The organism is Rhodococcus sp. NPDC003382 (genome assembly GCF_053589135.1).
This window is the reverse complement of record NZ_JBSFRH010000041.1, coordinates 1-17,780: the sequence shown is the minus strand read 5'-3', so window position 1 is coordinate 17,780 and position 17,780 is coordinate 1. Positions and strand designations below refer to the sequence as shown.

The window sequence follows — 17,780 nt, the reverse complement described above, 5'->3', positions numbered from 1 at the left end:
CCTCAGACTGCTTCGCTCGCAGCCAGTTCACGCTTCCATTCGCGGAACGTCTCCTCGGTCCGGCCGCGCTTCCAGTAGCCGGAGATCGACGCGCGGGCCGCGGGCACGCCGCGTTCCTTGCGGATGTACGGGCGCAGATGGTGCATCACGGTCTCGGCCTCGCCGTGCACGAATGCGTGCACCTCACCGGGCAGCCACTGTGCACCGGTCACCGCGGCGACCAGCGGCGCGTTCGCTCCCGCACGGTCCTCGCCGACGGATCCCGCGTCGATCCCGCGGTGCAGCCAGGTGATCTCGACACCGGCCGGAGCGGTCAACGGGATCTCGTCGTCGGCACCGGCGACCTCGATGAACACCCGTCCGGTCGCGTCGGGCGCGAGGGATTCGAGTGCGGCCGCGATCGCGGGGATCGCGGTTTCGTCGCCGGCGAGCAGGTGCCAGTCCGCGTCCGGGTCGGGACGGTAGGCGCCGCCCGGTCCCCGGACGACGACGGTGTCACCCGGTTGCGCCGACACGGCCCAGGGTCCGGCGACGCCCTGATCTCCGTGGACGACGAAGTCGATCGCGATCTCGCGACGCTCGGTGTCGACGGACCGCACCGTGTAGGTGCGCACGACGGGACCGTCCGGGGATTCGAGTTCGATCTTCACGTAGGAGTCGGTGAAGACGCTCGGTTCGAACTGCGCGAATCCCGGACCGCCGAAGTACACGCGGGTCAGATGGTCGGAAAGTCGTTCGGTCCGCACCACGGTCAGTTCCGTCGATTTCGGTGCCTTTCGGGCCACCTGCCACCTCCATTAATCAGGGTTACCTAACTCGACGACCCTACATGCCGACGGTCTCGTCCGGTGCTGCTCCGCGACGCGACCAGCCCGTGTCGTCGCGCGAGACCAATCCGGCCATCTCGAGCATCGGCAACGCCGCACGGACCCGGTCGACGTCCAGACCGGCCGACTCGGACAGTTCCGCGACACTGCTCGGTCCGACCGCGGGAAACGCCTCGTACACCAGTTCCATGTCACCGGAAAGGCCGTCCAGCGCACGGTGCCACGACGCGTCCCCGTCGTCGGCGACACCGATCGGACCGGCCGCCTCGACCACCTCGCGGGCATTCCCCACCAGCGTCGCCTCCCCCTCCCGGATCATCCGATGGCAACCCTGCGAGGCCGCCGACGTGACCGGGCCCGGCACCGCCAGCACCGGGCGCCCGAGCCGCCGCGCCCACGACGCGGTGTTCCGGGCTCCGCTGCGCCAACCGGCTTCGACGACCACGACCGCGCTGCTCGCCCCCGCGACCAACCGGTTGCGCGCCAGGAACCGGTATCGGGCCGGTGTGGTGCCGGGCGGATACTCGCTGATCACCGCCCCCTGCTCGGCGATCCGGCGCAGCATCACCGTGTGCGCGGACGGATACGCCCGGTCCACGCCACACGCGAGCACCGCGACGGTCGTGCCGCCGACGCCGAGCGCCGCGCGATGCGCCGCGGCATCGACACCGAACGCCGCGCCCGACACCACAGTCCAGCCGTCGACCGCGAGATCACCGGCGATCTCGGCGGTGACGTGTTCTCCGTAACCGCTCGCCGCGCGCGTGCCGACGACCGCGACCGCGCGTTCGAACAGTTCGTCGAGCGGCCGATTGCCCAGCACCCACAACGCCAACGGGACGGTGTCGGAATCGGCGCCGCCGGTGAGGGCGTCGAACGACAGGAATTGCCACGCAGGCCATTCCGCGTCGTCCGGTGTGACGAGCCGTCCGCCGAGCCGGGCCACCATCTCGAGATCTGCGGCGGCGGTGTCCAGGTGCGCCCGCGCCCGGGTGCGACGGGAGATCCCCGCCCCGCGCGTGCCGTCGCGCACCGCGTCGGCGATCGTTTCGGGTCCGTGCTGCGCGATCGCATCCGCGAGGCGTCGCGACGCTCCCTGCGCCACCGTCGACAGATAGGCCCACGCGAGGCGGCGCGGGTCCTGCGCGCTCATGCGACTCCCCTGTCCCGGAAGTCGAGTGCCGCCGCGACCTCCGTCTCCCCCGGTCTGTCGAGTCCGGCGAGATCCCCGACCGTCCAGGCAACTCTGATTGCCCGGTCTGCCCCGCGCGCGGTGATCGCACCCTTCCGCAGCGCCCATTCGACGGGTTTGAGCGCGGCCGGTGACAAGCGGAATTTCTGTCGCAGCGCCGGTCCGGGAACCTCAGCGTTGGTGGACCAGCCGAACTCCGACCATCTCTCGGCGGCGGCCGCTCGAGCCCGCGCGACGCGGGCGCGGACCTCCTCGGTGCTCTCCCCCGTATCGCCCATCAACGCGCTCGTCGCGACGGATTCCATCCGCACCCGTAGATCGACGCGATCGAGCAGCGGCCCGGACAGCTTGCCCAGATAGCGGCGACGCGCGGTCGGGGCGCACACGCAATCGGCATCGCGCGGCGGTGCACACGGGCACGGATTCGCGGCGAGGATCAGCTGGAATCTCGCCGGATAACGGGCGACTCCGTCGCGACGCGCGATCCGCACCTCCCCGTCCTCGAGTGGGGTGCGGAGCGCTTCGAGTGTCTTGAGTCCCATCTCGGCGACCTCGTCGAGGAACAGCACGCCGCGGTGTGCCCGGCTCACCGCGCCGGGTTTCGCCATGCCGGTGCCGCCACCGATGAGAGAGCTGACCGATGCGGTGTGGTGCGGAGCGATGAACGGCGGATCCAGGACCAGGGGCCGATCCGGGCTGAGCGTGCCGGCGACCGAGTGGATCGCGGTGACCTCGAGGGCATGCTCCTCCGACAGAATCGGCAAGATGCCCGGAAGGCGTTGAGCCAACATGGTTTTCCCGATGCCCGGTGGCCCGGTGAGCATGAGGTGATGTGCTCCCGCGGCGGCGACCTCGATGGCGCGCCGCGCCTCGAGTTGCCCGACCACCTCGCTCAGATCCGCCCGTACCGGGCGTTCCGGCACCGGGTTCGCGTCGGGACGATGCAGCGGCCCGTCCCCGCGCAGCCACAGCACGACCTCGGTGAGGGTGTCGGCGCCGAACACGTCGATGCCGTTCACCAGTCCCGCCTCGGCCATCGTCGCCGTGGGTACGACGATGCGCGCCCATCCGGCGCGGGCGGCCGCCAGGACCGCGGGCAACACCCCGCGGACCGGACGGATCCGTCCGTCCAGGGCCAGTTCCCCGATCAGGATCGTCCTCGTCAGTGCTTCCAGCGGAAGCGCTTTCGCCGCGTTGAGCACGGCACAGGCTAGTGCGACGTCGTACACGCTGCCGACCTTCGGTAGCGTCGCGGGCGACAGTGCCAGCACCACTTTCGAATCCGGCCACTCCCCACCGGAATTCGTCACGGCCGCGCGCACCCGATCGCGCGATTCCTGTAGGGCCGCATCCGGCAGTCCGACCATCTTGACGCCGGGCAGACCCCGGCCGATGTCGGCTTCGATTTCCACGACCTGGCCGTCGACACCGGTGACGGCGACCGAGAATGCTCGTCCCAGTGCCATCACAGCACCTGCTTCAGGTGCGTGATCTTCGCCTCCCCGGGTTCACTGACCAAAACGGTGACGACGTCGACGCGGATGCGGCGCCACCGCGTCTCCTGCTCGGCCAGCCACAGGCCGGCGAGGCGCCGCATCCGGTCGGCCTTCTCCGGTGTCACCGCCTCGGCGGGGCTGCCGTAGCCGAGGCCCGTGCGCGTCTTGACCTCGACGAACACGAGCACCGCCCCGTCCCGGGCGATGAGGTCCAGTTCGCCGTAACGGCAGCGCCAATTGCGTTCGAGCACCACCATTCCGGCGGATTCGAGAAATTCGGCGGCCAGATCCTCCCCGCGCGCCCCCAACTGTTGATTGCGTCCCATCCGTGCTCCTCCCCTACGTGACCTCCACTGTGCGGAAGCAGGGGGCGACGCAGAACCCGGGAAACCGAATTCGGCGGAATCTGTGGATGAATCACCCGCCTGTGGACAACCCTGTCCCCGGAGCACCGTGGGCGCGGAATCTGTCGGATGCGGCGTGTATGGACGCCCGGAGATTTCCGGGCGGACGACCTACGATCGGCACATGAGCGGTCTCCCCCGGTCGATGCAGAACTTCCGGCGGCGTTGCGACGACTGGATGCACAAGCATGTTGCGAATCCGGTCGCCGTGCGCCTTCCTCAGCAGACGCTTCTCGAAACCGTCGGTCGACGCAGCGGCGCGGTGCGGCGAACGCCTGTCGGCGGCTGCATCGTCGGCGACGAGTTCTGGATGGTGTCGAACCACGGGACCAGCTCCGACTACGTACGCAATCTGCTCGCCCGGCCCGACGATCGACGCGGTGAGTGCGAATCGCTCACGCTACAGCGTGGGCGGATTCCGAATCGCGTCGTGGATCGGAACGAGCGCCGTCAGCCCAGCTTGTCGGGCAGCCGCAGTTCCGGCTTGTCCAGCTCCTCGATGTTGACGTCCTTGAACGTGATGACTCGGACGTGCTTGACGAAGCGAGCGGGGCGGTACATGTCCCACACCCACGCATCCGACATGCGCACTTCGAAATAGACTTCGCCACCGACGTTCTGCGGGATCAGCTCGACGGCGTTCGCCAGGTAGAAGCGACGCTCGGTCTCCACCACGTAGGCGAACTGACCGACGATGTCCCGGTACTCCCGGTAAAGCGAGAGTTCCATCTCGGTTTCGTACTTCTCGAGATCCTCGGCACTCATCGGTCTCGGTGTCCTCCCGTTCTGGTGTGTCCTGCCATCATCCCGCATCCGCCTCGTCGGAATCGAATCCCCGGGCATTCTCCCGCGCGCCGACGACCGCCCGGACGTTCGCCCAGGACCGACGATGTTCGCGGCTCGGCCCCAGTTCGCGCAACGCAGCCATGTGGAAGGCGGTGCCGTAGCCCTTGTGGACGGCGAATCCGTAGCCGGGCAGTTCGTCGTCGAGTTCGACCATCATCCGGTCACGGGTGACCTTCGCGAGGACACTCGCCGCAGCGATGCAGGCCGCGGCGCCGTCCCCACCGATCACCGGCAGCGACGCCGCCGGGAGGCCCGGCACCCGGAAACCGTCGGTGAGGACGTACCCGAGCGGGGTCGCCAGTCCCGCGACCGCGCGGCGCATACCCTCGATGTTCGCGACGTGCACGCCGATGGCGTCGACCTCCGCCGCGGGAACCACGACGACGCTGGACGCCACCGCACGACGCTGGATGATCGGGAACAGTTCCTCGCGCGCCTTCTCGGTGAGCTTCTTCGAGTCGTCGAGCCGCGCGAGCGACGGGTGCGGTTTCGGTCCGAGGACGCAGGCCGCGATGACCAGCGGGCCGGCGCACGCGCCGCGACCGGCCTCGTCGACGCCGGCGACGGGTCCGAGACCGCAGCGGGTCAGCGTCGATTCCATCGTCCACAGGCCCGAGGACCGGCGGACGACGGGGCGAGGTGGCCAACCGTTCACGATTACTGGATCTCCGGTGAGTCGATCATGCCCCAGCGACCGGGCGGCAGCACGATCATGCGGGCCTTGCCGATCACATTGTCCAACGGAATGGTGCCCTGGTTCTCGTCTCCGACGTGCCAGCGCGAATCCGCCGAGTTGCTGCGGTTGTCGCCCATGACCCACACGTGGCCTTCGGGAACGGTGACCGGGCCGAAGCAGCGGCCGGACTTCATCTCGGTCTCGCAGGTGAGCACGCCCGGGGTGAACGGGAAGTCCATCTTGACGTACGGCTCGTCGAGCGGCTTGCCGTCGACGAGGACCCGACCCTGGTCGTCGCAGCATTCGACGGTCTGTCCGCCGACGGCGATGACACGCTTGACGAGGTCGTTCTCGTCCGGCGGGACGAGGCCGACCAGCGAACCGACCTCCTGGACACCGCGGATCACGACGTTGTCGGAGCGCGTCGACTTGTATCCGGTGGACCACGAATCCGGGCCCTTGAAGACGATGACGTCGCCGGGCCGCGGGTCCCCGAACCGGTAGCTGATCTTCTCGACGACGATGCGGTCGCCGGTACACCCCTCGCAGCCGTGCAGTGTCGGTTCCATCGACTCCGAGGGAATCAGGTAGACCCGCGCGATGAATGTCTGGAGAAGGAAACTCAGGACGAGTGCGACGACGATCAGCAGTGGCAGTTCTCGCCAGAACGACTTCTGCTTCTTGGTTTCCCCCGAATCCTTCCGCTCTCGGGAACCGATGCTCTGTCGATCTCCGGATCCCCGCTGGGCGAGGCGGTCCTGCGACTCCGGCGCGGCCGGATCCTGCGGTGTTTCTGCCACCGGATCAGACTAGCGTCTGGGCTTCACTCGACTGCGCGGACACCACACACGCCACGAAGCCCGGTCCGGGAATGTCCGGACCGGGCTTCGTGTGAACCGTGGGATCAGGCGTGAGCGCTCAGCGCTTTTCCTTGATCTTGGCGGCCTTGCCGCGCAGGTCGCGCAGGTAGTACAGCTTGGCGCGACGCACGTCACCGCGGGTGACGACCTCGATCTTGGCGAGGTTGGGGCTGTGGACCGGGAAGGTCCGCTCGACGCCGACGCCGAACGACACCTTGCGAACGGTGAAGGTCTCGCGGACACCGCCGCCCTGACGCCGGATCACGACGCCCTTGAAGACCTGCACGCGCTCCTTCGAGCCCTCGATAACCTTGACGTGCACGTTCAGCGTGTCACCGGGACGGAACTCCGGGATGTCGTCGCGCAGGGACTTGGCGTCCAGAAAGTCCAGGGTGTTCATCGGTTGTTCATCCTCTTGTTCGCTCGAGCAGAGGAACCGAGCGGCGGCCGCCTTCGGGCGGGGCTCGACTGGTTCGTACCCAGGTCAGGTAGGCGTGCCCGATCCGGGCAACCCGTCAATTGTGCCAGATGCAACGCCGGTCGATGAAATCGGTGGGGGCGCTGCGTGCACGGTGCGGTCGAGTTCGGCTTCCGCGGCGACCCGCGAATGCTCCACACTGTCCCGCACGGTGTCGAGCGTGGGCTGCCCGGCGACGAGGTCCTGCACGAAGATCTTCGCCCGGATCATCGGCCGGCGGTAGCGGCGTTCACGGGCGATCGAGCGGCGCATCTTGCGAGCCCTGCCCTGATACCGCCACCGCGCCCACGGAGCTCCCGGCCGCGACAGGCGGATCGCGCCGACGAGCAGCAACGGCAGGAAGAACAGCCCGATCAGCCCCGTCCAGATCTTGCCCTTGAGCAGCACGATCGCCGCGAGCGCCAGGTTGATCAGCGCCGATGCGATGATGCCCGCGCGGACACCCCACGAGGTGCTTTCGTTGAAATCGGTGACGTCGGCCAGCTCCAACGGCTGCACGCCGAGCAACACCAGACCGGTCACGGCCAATGCGACGAACACTGCGTCGACCGAGACCCGTCCCTCCTCCTCCCAGTAGACGTCGTTCAGGTAGAAGATCAGCGCGAACTCGTCGAGGGTCAGGGCGGTGCCGATCCCGAAGAACGTCGCCAGCGCGGCACCGGTGACCTGGCTCCCGTTCTCGTAGACGGCGATGAGCGCACCGCCGGAGATCACCATGGTGACCACACCGAAAACGACGTGGTGCACGTGCTGACCACCCGGCGTGACGTTCCCGGGCCACCAGCGCACCTGGGCGCGGATCAGTCGCACGCTGAGCCGGATGAACAGGAACGCAGCGAGGAACCCCAGGAGGAAGAAGAGCAGGGGCAGCCGCCCTCTGTCGATGATCTCGTGCCGGAGCCAATCGCTCATGGCGCCACCACCGTCGACCGCATGGCTCCAAGCATGTCAGGCCGGGGCCGCGCCGGTGACCCGACACGAACCCCGGCCCGCCACTTTTACTTCCCGAATCCGGCGCGGCGCAGTGCGTCGGCCATCGACCCGGAAGCGGGCGCCGAGTCGGACCGGCGATCCCGCGATCCCTGCCGTCCCCCGCTCTGCCGGCCGCCGGCCGGGTTCCCACCGCCCTGCCGCGGGTTGCGGCGCTGCTGACCGCCGGGGCGGGCTCCGCCGCGCGCGGACGGGGCCGCACCGCCGTTGCCGTCGCCGGCGGGGATCTCGTCGTCGAGGCGCAACGTGAGGCTGATGCGCTGACGCGGCACGTCCACGTCGAGCACCTTGACCTTGACGACCTCACCGGACTTGACGACGTCGTGCGGGTCCTTGACGAAGCTGCGCGACATCGCCGACACGTGCACCAGGCCGTCCTGGTGGACGCCGACGTCGACGAAGGCACCGAACGCGGCGACGTTGGTGACCACGCCCTCGAGCACCATGCCCGGCTTCAGATCGGCGACCTTCTCGATGCCGGCCGCGAAGGTCGCGGTCTTGAACTCCGGCCGCGGGTCGCGGCCGGGCTTCTCGAGTTCGGCGATGATGTCGGTGACGGTCGGCAGACCGAATCGGTCGTCGACGAACTCGGCGGGCCGCACCGCGCGCAGCGCAGTGGTGTTGCCGATCAGTTCCCGCACGGTGCTGCCGGTGCGGTCGACGATGCGCCGCACCACCGGGTAGGCCTCGGGGTGCACCGCGGAACTGTCGAGCGGGTCGTCGCCGTTGGGGATGCGCAGGAAGCCCGCGCACTGCTCGAACGCCTTCGGGCCGAGCCGCGCCACGTCCTTGAGCGCAGTGCGGGTGCGGAACGGGCCGTTCTGGTCGCGGTGCGCGACGATGCTCTCGGCGAGGGACCCCGAGATGCCCGACACACGCGCGAGCAGCGGCACCGAGGCGGTGTTCACGTCCACACCGACGGCGTTCACCGCGTCCTCGACGACCGCGCCGAGCGAACGCGCCAGCAGGGTCTCGGACACGTCGTGCTGGTACTGGCCGACGCCGATCGACTTCGGGTCGATCTTGACGAGTTCGGCGAGCGGGTCCTGCAGCCGCCGGGCGATGGACACCGCACCCCGGATGGACACGTCCAGGTCGGGCAGTTCCTGCGAGGCGTAGGCGGACGCCGAGTACACGGAGGCGCCGGCCTCGGACACGACGATCTTCGTCAGGTTCGTCGCACCGGACTTCGCGATCAGCTCGGTGGCGAGGGCGTCCGTCTCGCGGGACGCGGTCCCGTTGCCGATCGCGACGAGTTCGACGCCGTGCTTCGCGACCAGACCCGCGAGCGTCGCGAGCGCCTGATCCCACTTGTTGTGCGGCTGGTGCGGGTAGATCGTCGCATGGTCGACGACCTTGCCGGTGGCGTCGACGACCGCGACCTTCGTGCCGGTCCGGAAACCGGGGTCCAGGCCCATCGTCGGCCGGGTACCCGCAGGTGCGGCGAGCAGCAGGTCGCGCAGGTTCGCGGCGAACACGTCGACGGCGTCCTGCTCGGCGGACTGCCGCAGCCGCATCCTCGTGTCGAGACCGAGGGAGACGAGCAGTTTGGTGCGCCACGCCCAGCGCACGGTGTCGAGCAGCCACTTGTCGGCGGCGCGGCCCTGGTCGGCGATGCCGAACCGGGCGGCGATGCGGCCCTCGAAGTAGGTGCGCTCCCCCGGCTGCGGCTCGTCGCTGTCCGGTTCGAGGGTGAGACTCAGCACCTCTTCCTTCTCGCCGCGCAACACCGCGAGGATGCGATGCGACGGCAGATCCGTGAACGGCTCGGAGAATTCGAAGTAGTCGGCGAACTTCGCGCCCTCGGTCTCCTTGCCCGGGCGCACGGCCGAGACCAGCCGGCCACGCGACCACATCGCCTCGCGCAGTTCCCCCACCAGGTCGGCGTCCTCGGCGAACCGTTCGACGAGGATGGCGCGGGCACCGTCGAGTTGTTCGGCCGTGTACTGCGCGGGATCGGTCGTCGGATCCCCGATGAGCGCGTCGGCGACCGGTTCGTGCCCCGCTTCCCGCGCGATCTGCGCCTTGGTGCGCCGCTTGGGTTTGAACGGCAGGTAGATGTCCTCGAGCCGCGCCTTGGTGTCGGCGAGCATGATCTGTCCGCGCAGGTGGTCGTCGAGCTTGCCCTGGCCCTCGATCGATTCGAGGATCGCTGCGCGCCGCTCGTCGAGTTCGCGCAGATAGCGCAACCGTTCGTCGAGCTGCCGAAGCTGGGCGTCGTCGAGGGCTCCGGTCACTTCCTTGCGGTACCGGGCGATGAACGGCACCGTGGCTCCGCCGTCGAGCAGGTCGACCGCTGCGGCCACCTGATTCTCCCGGACGTCGAGTTCCTCGGCGAGGCGCTGGTTAACGGTCTTGAGAGCAGTCGTCACGACGTCGAACCCTACCGCTATCCTCATCGCGTCATCCTCGCGCGACGCGCGAGGAAAACTGGATACCGGGGACGTCGGCGTCACCGCACAATGGGAGTAGGAGCACCTGATGTCCGGGCCTCGGGGCAGACGCCGATCGATCGTCTCGTTGCTGTTCGCGGCAGCGACCGCGGTGGCCTGCGGCTCGGTGTCCTCCGATTCCGAGGTTCTCATGGTCGGGGTCACCGCCCCGAATCCGACCGTGGAGATCCTTCCGGTGCCCGCTCCCGAGGTGCCCTACACGATGAAGGTGCAGGCCCTGACCGACCGGGTGGTCGCTGCCGCTGCCCTGGCCGACGCCCAGCGAGGCGCGCGGGTCACGGTCGCGCTGCTCGATCGCGAAACCGGGTCGCGTACGGTGGCCGGCGCGGACGAGCCGATCGAGACGGCGTCGGTGGTCAAGCTGTTCATCGCCGACGACCTGCTGTTCCGGGCGGGCACCGGCGAGATCGCGCTCGGCGAGGGGGAATACGACGAGATCGCGGCCATGCTCTCGCGTTCGGACGATTCCGCGGCGAGCGATCTGTGGTCACGCTACGGCGGTAGCGAGATCGTCGATCGGGTCGTCCACCGGCACGGCCTGACCGACACCAGCGCCCCGTACGACGGGAACTGGTGGAACACCGTCACCACCGCGTCCGATCTGCTCACCTGGTACGACGCCGTGCTGGGCGGCACCTCCGGACTGGACGAGCGCGGCACCGCGACGATCGTGGGCCATCTGCTCGACTTCGAACCAGCCGGTTCCGACGGATACGACCAGCGTTTCGGACTGCCCGACGGGCTGCCCGAGGCGACGGAGCTGGGCGTCAAGCAGGGCTGGATGTGCTGCGTGGACGGCAACTGGATCCACCTGTCGACCGGATTCTTCGGCGACGACCACCGTTACGTGGTCGCGGTGCTGTCCCGCGAGAAGGTGCACTACGACGATCCCGACCTGGCGGAGTGGACACCGTTGCCGGACACTGCGCTGGTCGATGTCACCGACGATGCGAGCGCGGCGCACGCGCGTGACACGGTGACCCTGGTGGTCCAGGAGGCGTTCGGGCAGCCGGCGCACTGATGCGCGCGATCCGGCCCTCGTCCGAGACCCCCTCGTCCGAGACCCCCTCGTCCGAGGCCCGTAGTTCCGAGACCCGCTGAGCGGGAAGCGGATTCACTCGCCCGGCGTGTCCGCCAGGAGGTCGGGGCGGCGTTCGCGGGTGCGAATCAGGGACTGTTCGCGGCGCCACTGCGCGACCTTGGCGTGGTCGCCGGACAGCAGCACGGGCGGCACGTCTAGACCGCGCCAGCTCGCCGGGCGCGTGTAGCTCGGTCCCTCGAGCAGGCCGTCGGAGAACGAATCCTCTTGGTGCGACTGCTGATTGCCGAGCACACCGGGCAGCAGCCGAACGACCGCCTCGACCATGACGAGGACCGCGACCTCCCCGCCGATGAGCACGTAGTCGCCGATGCTGACCTCTTCGACGCGCACGCGCCGCGCGGCGTCGTCGAACACCCGCTGGTCGATGCCCTCGTAGCGGCCGCACGCGAACACGATCCGCTTCTCACCGGACCAGCGGTGCGCGGTTTCCTGGGTGAACGGCACTCCGGCCGGGGTGGGGACGACGAGCAGCACGTCGGGGTCGGGTTCACCGTCCGGTCCGGCGAGGACGTCGTCGAGCGCCGGTCCCCACACGGTCGGCTTCATCACCATGCCGGGCCCTCCCCCGTACGGGGAGTCGTCGACGGCCTTGTGCACGTCGTGGGTCCAGTCGCGCAGGTTGTGGACGCCGACGGAGATCAGGCCCTTGTCGATGGCTTTGCCGAGCAGCGCCGCGCGCAACGGCTCGAGGTACTCGGGGAAGATGGTGACGACATCGAGTTGCACGGAACTACTTGTCTCCCTTGTCTTTTCCACGAGCCTGGCCTTTTCCACGAGCCTGGCCTTTTTCACGAGCCGGGGGCTCGCCGAAGTCGGGGTCGAGCAGCCCCTCGGGCGGGTCGATCTCGATGATGCCGGTGGCGATCGAGACGGTCGGCACGATCGCCGTCACGAACGGGATCAACAGCTCGCCCCGATCCGAACCGGCCGGCCGGATCGCGAGCAGTTCGCCCGCGGCGGTGTGCAGCACCTCGCGGACGGTACCGACCTCGGTGCCGCCGTCGGGCCGTCCCTCGACGATCCGGACGGTGAGACCTTCGAGTTCGTGATCGTAGAACTCGTCGGGATCGTCGCTCGGCGGCAGCTCGGAGCTGTCGACGACGAACAGCGTGCCACGGAGGGCATCGGCGGCAGTGCGGTCGGCGACCTGACGCAGACGCAGCAGAAGCCGCCCGGAGTGTTCCCGGGCGGCTTCCACCGTGTACGTGTGCAGGGTCTGCTCGCGGGGCTTGCGGCCACGCAGCTCGGCGCCGACGGCGAAACGCTCCTCGGGTTCGTCGGTGCGAACCTCGACGACCACTTCACCCTTGATGCCGTGCGACTTGACCACACGGCCCACGACGAGCTCCACTGCCGCTCGCCTACTGGTCGGTGTCGACGACGTCGACGCGGATCCCGCGACCACCGATGCCGGTGACGAGGGTCCGCAGTGCGGTCGCGGTGCGCCCACCGCGACCGATCACCTTGCCGAGATCGTCGGGGTGCACGTGCACCTCGACGGTGCGCCCCCGACGGCCGGTAATCAGCTCGACCCGCACGTCGTCGGGGTTGGCGACGATCCCACGAACGAGATGCTCGACGGCATCGGCGACAACGGCACTCATTACTCGGCAGCCTCGGTGGACTCGGCGTCGGCGGCCTCGGCGGGAGCCTCGGCAGCCTCGTCCTTGGCGGCCTTCTTCTTCTTGGGCGTGATGGCCTCGGCAGCGGGCTCGTTCTCGGCCTGCGCGAGCGCGGCCTGGAACAGTTCGAGCTTGGTCGGCTTCGCCTCCGCCTTCTTCAGGGTGCCCTCGGCGCCCGGCAGGCCCTTGAACTTCTGCCAGTCACCGGTGATCTTGAGGAGGTTCAGGACGGGCTCGGTCGGCTGCGCGCCGACACCCAGCCAGTACTGCGCGCGCTCGGAGTCGACCTCGATCAGCGAGGGCTCTTCCTTCGGGTGGTACTTGCCGATCGTCTCGATGGCCCGGCCGTTGCGGCGGGTACGCGAGTCCGCGACCACGATGCGGTACTGGGGGTTGCGGATCTTGCCGAGGCGGGTGAGCTTGATCTTGACAGCCACTGCTGTTTTCCCTTCGAGCGCGCGAACGCGCATGTCACGTGCAATTCGGACGACGCGCCCTTCTGGCACGCCCGGTTTTGCCTCTAACCTGTGACCGCCGCGCGGTACGGAACCGGATGCGACGACAGCGAACCATTCTGCCAGATCCCACCCCGCCCGGACGAATCCGGCATCGGGGTGGGCTCCGGCAGCGTCGGTTCTTCGGTGGATCTAGTTCTTCGGCAGCTTCAGTTTCGACAGGTCGAAGCCCTCGAGGCCCGGGGGCAGTTCGTCGAGACCCTTCGGCATGTTGGACAGATCCGGGAAGCCGGCCGGCATGCCGCCGCCCGCACCCGGGAACCCGGCCGGGAGCCCGCCGGGGAATCCGCCCTTGATCTTCGGCGGGGTCGGTCCGCGACCGCCCTTCTTGCCCTTCTTGCCCTTCTTGTTGCTGCGCTGGTTCTTGCGGGCGCCGGGCATGCCCATGCGACCGGCCATCGCCGCCATCATCTTGCGGGCTTCGAAGAAGCGGTCGACGAGCTGGTTGACGTCGGAGACCTTCACGCCCGAACCGTTCGCGATGCGCAGCCGCCGGGACGCGTTGATGATCTTCGGATCGGCGCGTTCCTCCGGGGTCATGCCGCGGATGATCGCCTGGATGCGGTCGAGCTGCTTCTCGTCGACGTTGGCGAGCGCGTCCTTCATCTGGCCGGCGCCGGGCAGCATGCCCAGCAGGTTCGCGATCGGGCCCATCTTGCGGACGGCCATCATCTGCTCGAGGAAGTCCTCGAGGGTGAGTTCCCCGGAGCCGATCTTGGAGGCGGTCTTCTCGGCCTGTTCGGCGTCGAAGACCTGCTCGGCCTGCTCGATGAGGGTGAGCACGTCGCCCATGCCGAGGATTCGGCTGGCCATGCGCTCGGGATGGAAGACGTCGAAGTCCTCGAGCTTCTCGCCGGTGGACGCGAACAGGATCGGCTGCCCGGTCAGCTCGCGCACGCTCAGCGCCGCACCACCGCGGGCGTCACCGTCGAGCTTGGTGAGCACGACGCCGGTGAAGCCGACACCGGCGCGGAACGCCTCGGCGGTGCTCACCGCGTCCTGGCCGATCATCGCGTCGAGCACGAACAGGGTCTCGTCCGGCTGCACGGCATCGCGGATGTTCGCGGCCTGCGCCATCAGCTCCTCGTCGATGCCGAGGCGGCCGGCGGTGTCGACGATGACCACGTCGTACTGCTTGTTGCGGGCTTCCTCGATGCCGGACTTCGCGACGGCGACCGGGTCGGCGGCCGACACACCGAGCTCGTTCTCGCCGCCACCGATCGAGGTCCCCGGGTGCGGCGCGAACACGGTCACTCCGGCGCGCTCACCGACGATCTGGAGCTGGCTGACGGCACCGGGGCGCTGCAGGTCGCACGCGACCAGCATCGGGGTGTGGCCCTGGCCCTTGAGCCAGGCGGCGAGCTTGCCGGCGAGCGTGGTCTTACCGGCACCCTGCAGACCGGCGAGCATGATCACCGTCGGCGGGTTCTTCGCGAGCCGCAGGCGGCGGGTCTCGCCGCCGAGGATCCCGACGAGTTCCTCGTTGACGATCTTGACGACCTGCTGGGCCGGGTTCAGCGCGCCGTGCACCTCGGCACCCTTGGCGCGCTGCTTGATCTTCGCGATGAACGCGCGCACCACGGGCAGCGCGACGTCGGCCTCGAGCAGGGCGAGACGGATCTCGCGGCACGTGGCGTCGATGTCGGCATCGGAGAGGCGCCCCTTGCCGCGCAGGTCCTTCAGGACCCCGGTCAACCTGTCGGAAAGGGATTCGAACACCGAATGCGCTCCTGGGTTCTGGCGAAAGACGGACAGTGCTGCGATCCAGGGTAGCCGCTCGCCGCGATCGTGACGTCACGGCGGGCGGCTACCCGGTCAGGCGGTCGTCTCGGGTTTCTTCGGTTCGACGCCCGGCACCACCGCGAGCACGGCCTGCTCGAGCTGCTCCCGGGTGGCCCGGGTGTCGGTTCCGGTGAGGTCGATGCAGAACGCGTCGACGACCGCGGTGCCCAGGGTCGTGACCCGCGCCCACCGCACGTCGGCCCCGACCGACTCGAACGCTTCGGCGAGCCGGCAGAGCAGCCCGAGACGGTCCTCGGCGCGCAGCTCGAGGATGACCTGCCCGGGATCGGGAGCGTCGAACCAGATCACGCGGGGCGGTGCCTGCGCATACACGACCGGCACGGCCCGTTCGGGCTGTTCCGGCAGTTGCGCTTCCCGCGCGGCCTGTTCCTTCGCGTCCAGCGCCGCCGGCAGATCCAGGTCGCCGCCGCGTGCGCGGATCAGCTCCTGCCGCAGCAACCCGGCCTCGGGCGGTGTCCCGAACCGGGGTGCCACCACGAAGCTGTTCACGGCGCTGCCGGCGTGGCTGCCGAGCGAAGCGGACAGCACCCGCAGGCCGTGCAGCGCCAGCACACCGGCCGCGTCGGCGAGCAGTCCCGGTTCGTCCGGCGCCACCACCGACACCGTGTACGAGTGCGGGCCCTCGCCCTGCTGCAGTGCCACGTGCACACCGCCGTCGGCGGCGAGTTGCGCGAGTTCCGGGTCGATCGGATCGGGGGTGGGCAGCTCCTCCCCCGCCATCACCATGCGGCAGCGCCGGACCAGTTCCCGGATCAGCGAGGCCTTCCAGTCACCCCACACCCCCGGACCGGTGGCCAGCGAATCGGCCTCGGCGAGGGCGTGCAGCAGTTCCAGCAGCACCGGGTCGCCGTCGATGGCGTCGACGACGGACTGCACTGTCGCCGGATCGTCGAGGTCGCGGCGCGTCGCGGTGTGTGGCAGCAACAGGTGGTGCCGCACCATCGCGGTGAGCAGCGCGAGATCCGAGGGCCACAGTCCCATCCGGCGCCCGATCTGCGTCGCCAGCTCGGCGCCGACGACGCTGTGGTCGCCGCCGCGGCCCTTGCCGATGTCGTGCAGCAGGGCGCCGAGCACCAGCAGGTCGGGTCGCGCGACCCGGGTCGTGAGCCCGCCCGCGTACACCGCCGTTTCCACCAGATGCCGGTCCACGGTCCAGGTGTGCACCGCGTCGCGCGGGGGCAGATCTCGCACCGCACCCCATTCCGGCAGGAGCCGGCCCCACAGTCCGGTGCGGTCGAGGGACTCGATGACGTCGACGGCACGCCGGCCGGAACCGAGCAGAACCAGCAGGTCGTTGAACGCCGACCGCGGCCACGGTTCACGCAGCTCGGGAGCGTTGTCGGCGAGCCGGTTCAGGGTCGAGGCGGAGATCGGCAGCCCGGCCTGCGCGGCCGCGGCCGCGACCCGCGTGATCAGACCCGGATCCTTCCGCGGATGCGCGTCGCGGGCGAGCGCGACCTCCCCCGCGTGTTCGACGACACCCTCGTCGAGGGGGCGCCGCACCGGGAGCCGGCGCAGCCTCGACAGTCCGCGCCGCGGCAGCGCGTTGCCCGCGGTGCGGATCCCGACCTCGACGGAGTAGCTGACGGTGCGCGCGGACTCGGTGAGCATCCGGGCCAGATCGAAGCGGTCGCCGATGCGCAGCGCGGCACCGATCTCGTCGGCGTCCTGGGCGCGGAGCTGGTCGCGGGCGCGTCCCGCGACGCGATGCAGCTCGGTGCGCACGTCGAGCAACCGGCGGTGCGCGGCGGCGAGTCCGCCGCCGGGCACGTCCGGCCCCAACCCCGGCATGCCGTCGGTGAGCTGCGCAACGGACAGGGCATTGAGCAACTGCACGTCCCGCAACCCTCCTCGGCCGCTCTTGAGGTCCGGTTCGGCGCGGTGCGCGATCTGCCCGCTGCGCTGCCAGCGTGTCTCGGTGAGTTCGATGAGTTCGTCGAAACGCGCTCGGATCCCGGTCCGCCACTGCCTGCGCACCCCGCCGATCAGCAGGTTGCTCAGCTCGATGTCCCCGGCGATGTGCCGGGCCTCGAGCATGCCCAGGGCGGCGGTCACGTCGGACGCCGCGACCTGCAACGCCTGCGGGACGGTGCGGACACTGTGGTCGAGTTTGATGTGGGCGTCCCACAACGGGTACCAGAGCCGGTCGGCGATGTCGGACACCACGGCCGGTTCCATGTCGTCGTGCAACAGGATGAGGTCGAGGTCGGAGTACGGCAGCATTTCGCGGCGGCCCAGCCCGCCGACGGCGACGATCGCGAAACCGCAGTCGGGGACGATCCCGACCTCGGAGCCTTTCGTCGTGAGCCAGAATTCGTGCAGGTCCACCAGCGCGTGCCGCAGCGCAGCCGAATCGAGGCGGCGGTTGCGGACACCACCGGCGAGCAGTTGGTCGCGGGCGATGGCCAGGTCGGCGGCGGCACCGCCCGCGGTGGCGAGGGACGCGTCCGGCCCGGAGGACACGGGCGGCCCCGATCCCGCTGCACGAGCAGCGGGATCGGGGCCGCGCGTTCCGG

General features: G+C 69.5%; 17 protein-coding genes and 1 pseudogene. 2 read left to right on the top strand and 16 right to left on the bottom strand.

The annotated features are described in order from the left end of the window. Positions 1-2 precede the first annotated feature (2 nt). From ACWDUD_RS23340 to ACWDUD_RS23325, 4 genes are read right to left on the bottom strand one after another with little or no spacing between them, the layout of a single operon-like run. Positions 3-785, bottom strand: coding sequence for a siderophore-interacting protein (locus ACWDUD_RS23340; RefSeq protein WP_450110832.1), 783 nt, complete (start codon positions 783-785; stop codon positions 3-5). A gap of 40 nt (positions 786-825) precedes the next feature. After that, positions 826-1,980, bottom strand: coding sequence for a DNA-processing protein DprA (dprA, locus tag ACWDUD_RS23335; protein WP_450110831.1), 1,155 nt, complete (start codon positions 1,978-1,980; stop codon positions 826-828). Further along, the gene (locus ACWDUD_RS23330; protein ID WP_450110830.1) at positions 1,977-3,485 is read right to left on the bottom strand and encodes a YifB family Mg chelatase-like AAA ATPase; all 1,509 of its coding nucleotides are present in this window, start codon (positions 3,483-3,485) and stop codon (positions 1,977-1,979) included. Before ACWDUD_RS23330 ends, dprA begins: the two co-directional genes overlap by 4 nt. Next, positions 3,485-3,841 carry a YraN family protein gene (locus tag ACWDUD_RS23325; RefSeq protein ID WP_450110829.1) on the bottom strand — a complete coding sequence of 119 codons (357 nt, stop codon included), beginning with the start codon at positions 3,839-3,841 and terminating at the stop codon, positions 3,485-3,487. Before ACWDUD_RS23325 ends, ACWDUD_RS23330 begins: the two co-directional genes overlap by 1 nt. Before the next feature lie 202 nt (positions 3,842-4,043). Here ACWDUD_RS23325 and ACWDUD_RS23320 point away from each other — a divergent pair. Next, positions 4,044-4,277, top strand: a pseudogene (locus ACWDUD_RS23320) (nitroreductase/quinone reductase family protein); the annotation flags it as partial. A 92-nt stretch (positions 4,278-4,369) separates the two neighbouring features. On the opposite strand, the gene ACWDUD_RS23315 reads toward ACWDUD_RS23320, so the two are convergent. The 6 genes from ACWDUD_RS23315 to ACWDUD_RS23290 all read right to left on the bottom strand — a co-directional run bounded on the left by ACWDUD_RS23315 (position 4,370) and on the right by ACWDUD_RS23290 (position 10,141). Then, complete coding sequence (locus ACWDUD_RS23315) at positions 4,370-4,684, bottom strand: DUF2469 domain-containing protein (RefSeq protein ID WP_068160521.1); 315 nt, start codon at positions 4,682-4,684, stop codon at positions 4,370-4,372. A 37-nt stretch (positions 4,685-4,721) separates the two neighbouring features. Continuing rightward, positions 4,722-5,420 carry a ribonuclease HII gene (locus ACWDUD_RS23310; RefSeq protein WP_450110828.1) on the bottom strand — a complete coding sequence of 233 codons (699 nt, stop codon included), beginning with the start codon at positions 5,418-5,420 and terminating at the stop codon, positions 4,722-4,724. Between the two features lie 2 nt (positions 5,421-5,422). After that, a complete protein-coding gene (gene lepB / locus ACWDUD_RS23305; RefSeq protein WP_450110856.1) occupies positions 5,423-6,160 on the bottom strand; it encodes a signal peptidase I in 738 nt (245 codons plus the stop codon). A gap of 199 nt (positions 6,161-6,359) precedes the next feature. Next, entirely contained in the window at positions 6,360-6,701 is a 342-nt protein-coding gene (gene rplS, locus ACWDUD_RS23300) for a 50S ribosomal protein L19 (RefSeq protein ID WP_197251248.1), read from the bottom strand. An 84-nt stretch (positions 6,702-6,785) separates the two neighbouring features. Next, positions 6,786-7,691, bottom strand: a complete 906-nt coding sequence (locus ACWDUD_RS23295) for a hypothetical protein (RefSeq protein ID WP_197251247.1) — start codon at positions 7,689-7,691, stop codon at positions 6,786-6,788. 86 nt (positions 7,692-7,777) lie between these two features. Continuing rightward, positions 7,778-10,141 carry a Tex family protein gene (locus ACWDUD_RS23290; protein ID WP_450110827.1) on the bottom strand — a complete coding sequence of 788 codons (2,364 nt, stop codon included), beginning with the start codon at positions 10,139-10,141 and terminating at the stop codon, positions 7,778-7,780. 109 nt (positions 10,142-10,250) lie between these two features. On the opposite strand from ACWDUD_RS23290, the gene ACWDUD_RS23285 reads away from it, so the two are divergent. After that, the gene (locus tag ACWDUD_RS23285) at positions 10,251-11,243 is read left to right on the top strand and encodes a hypothetical protein (RefSeq protein WP_450110826.1); all 993 of its coding nucleotides are present in this window, start codon (positions 10,251-10,253) and stop codon (positions 11,241-11,243) included. Between the two features lie 93 nt (positions 11,244-11,336). Here the strand turns inward: ACWDUD_RS23285 and trmD are convergent, their stop codons facing one another. From trmD to ACWDUD_RS23255, 6 genes are all read right to left on the bottom strand, one after another. After that, complete coding sequence (gene trmD / locus ACWDUD_RS23280) at positions 11,337-12,050, bottom strand: tRNA (guanosine(37)-N1)-methyltransferase TrmD (protein WP_450110825.1); 714 nt, start codon at positions 12,048-12,050, stop codon at positions 11,337-11,339. Between the two features lie 4 nt (positions 12,051-12,054). Then, positions 12,055-12,675, bottom strand: a complete 621-nt coding sequence (gene rimM / locus ACWDUD_RS23275) for a ribosome maturation factor RimM (RefSeq protein ID WP_450110824.1) — start codon at positions 12,673-12,675, stop codon at positions 12,055-12,057. 10 nt (positions 12,676-12,685) lie between these two features. Continuing rightward, complete coding sequence (locus ACWDUD_RS23270; protein WP_068160502.1) at positions 12,686-12,928, bottom strand: RNA-binding protein; 243 nt, start codon at positions 12,926-12,928, stop codon at positions 12,686-12,688. Beyond that, complete coding sequence (rpsP, locus tag ACWDUD_RS23265) at positions 12,928-13,383, bottom strand: 30S ribosomal protein S16 (protein ID WP_197256133.1); 456 nt, start codon at positions 13,381-13,383, stop codon at positions 12,928-12,930. Before rpsP ends, ACWDUD_RS23270 begins: the two co-directional genes overlap by 1 nt. Positions 13,384-13,593: 210 nt before the next feature. Continuing rightward, positions 13,594-15,180 (bottom strand): signal recognition particle protein, encoded by a 1,587-nt coding sequence (ffh, locus tag ACWDUD_RS23260; protein WP_197256135.1) that lies wholly within the window; start codon positions 15,178-15,180, stop codon positions 13,594-13,596. Between the two features lie 96 nt (positions 15,181-15,276). After that, the coding region (locus ACWDUD_RS23255; RefSeq protein ID WP_450110823.1) for a [protein-PII] uridylyltransferase at positions 15,277-17,780 on the bottom strand (2,504 nt) is incomplete at its 5' end.

Excerpts from the sequence above, each read along its gene's own strand:
- ACWDUD_RS23270 (WP_068160502.1), bottom strand. The coding sequence starts at position 12,928 with ATGAGTGCCGTTGTCGCCGATGCCGTCGAGCATCTCGTTCGTGGGATC.
- rplS (WP_197251248.1), bottom strand. The coding sequence starts at position 6,701 with ATGAACACCCTGGACTTTCTGGACGCCAAGTCCCTGCGCGACGACATC.
- ACWDUD_RS23295 (WP_197251247.1), bottom strand. The coding sequence starts at position 7,691 with ATGAGCGATTGGCTCCGGCACGAGATCATCGACAGAGGGCGGCTGCCC.
- dprA (WP_450110831.1), bottom strand. The coding sequence starts at position 1,980 with ATGAGCGCGCAGGACCCGCGCCGCCTCGCGTGGGCCTATCTGTCGACG.
- ACWDUD_RS23330 (WP_450110830.1), bottom strand. The coding sequence starts at position 3,485 with ATGGCACTGGGACGAGCATTCTCGGTCGCCGTCACCGGTGTCGACGGC.
- ACWDUD_RS23315 (WP_068160521.1), bottom strand. The coding sequence starts at position 4,684 with ATGAGTGCCGAGGATCTCGAGAAGTACGAAACCGAGATGGAACTCTCG.
- ACWDUD_RS23325 (WP_450110829.1), bottom strand. The coding sequence starts at position 3,841 with ATGGGACGCAATCAACAGTTGGGGGCGCGCGGGGAGGATCTGGCCGCC.
- ACWDUD_RS23285 (WP_450110826.1), top strand. The coding sequence starts at position 10,251 with ATGTCCGGGCCTCGGGGCAGACGCCGATCGATCGTCTCGTTGCTGTTC.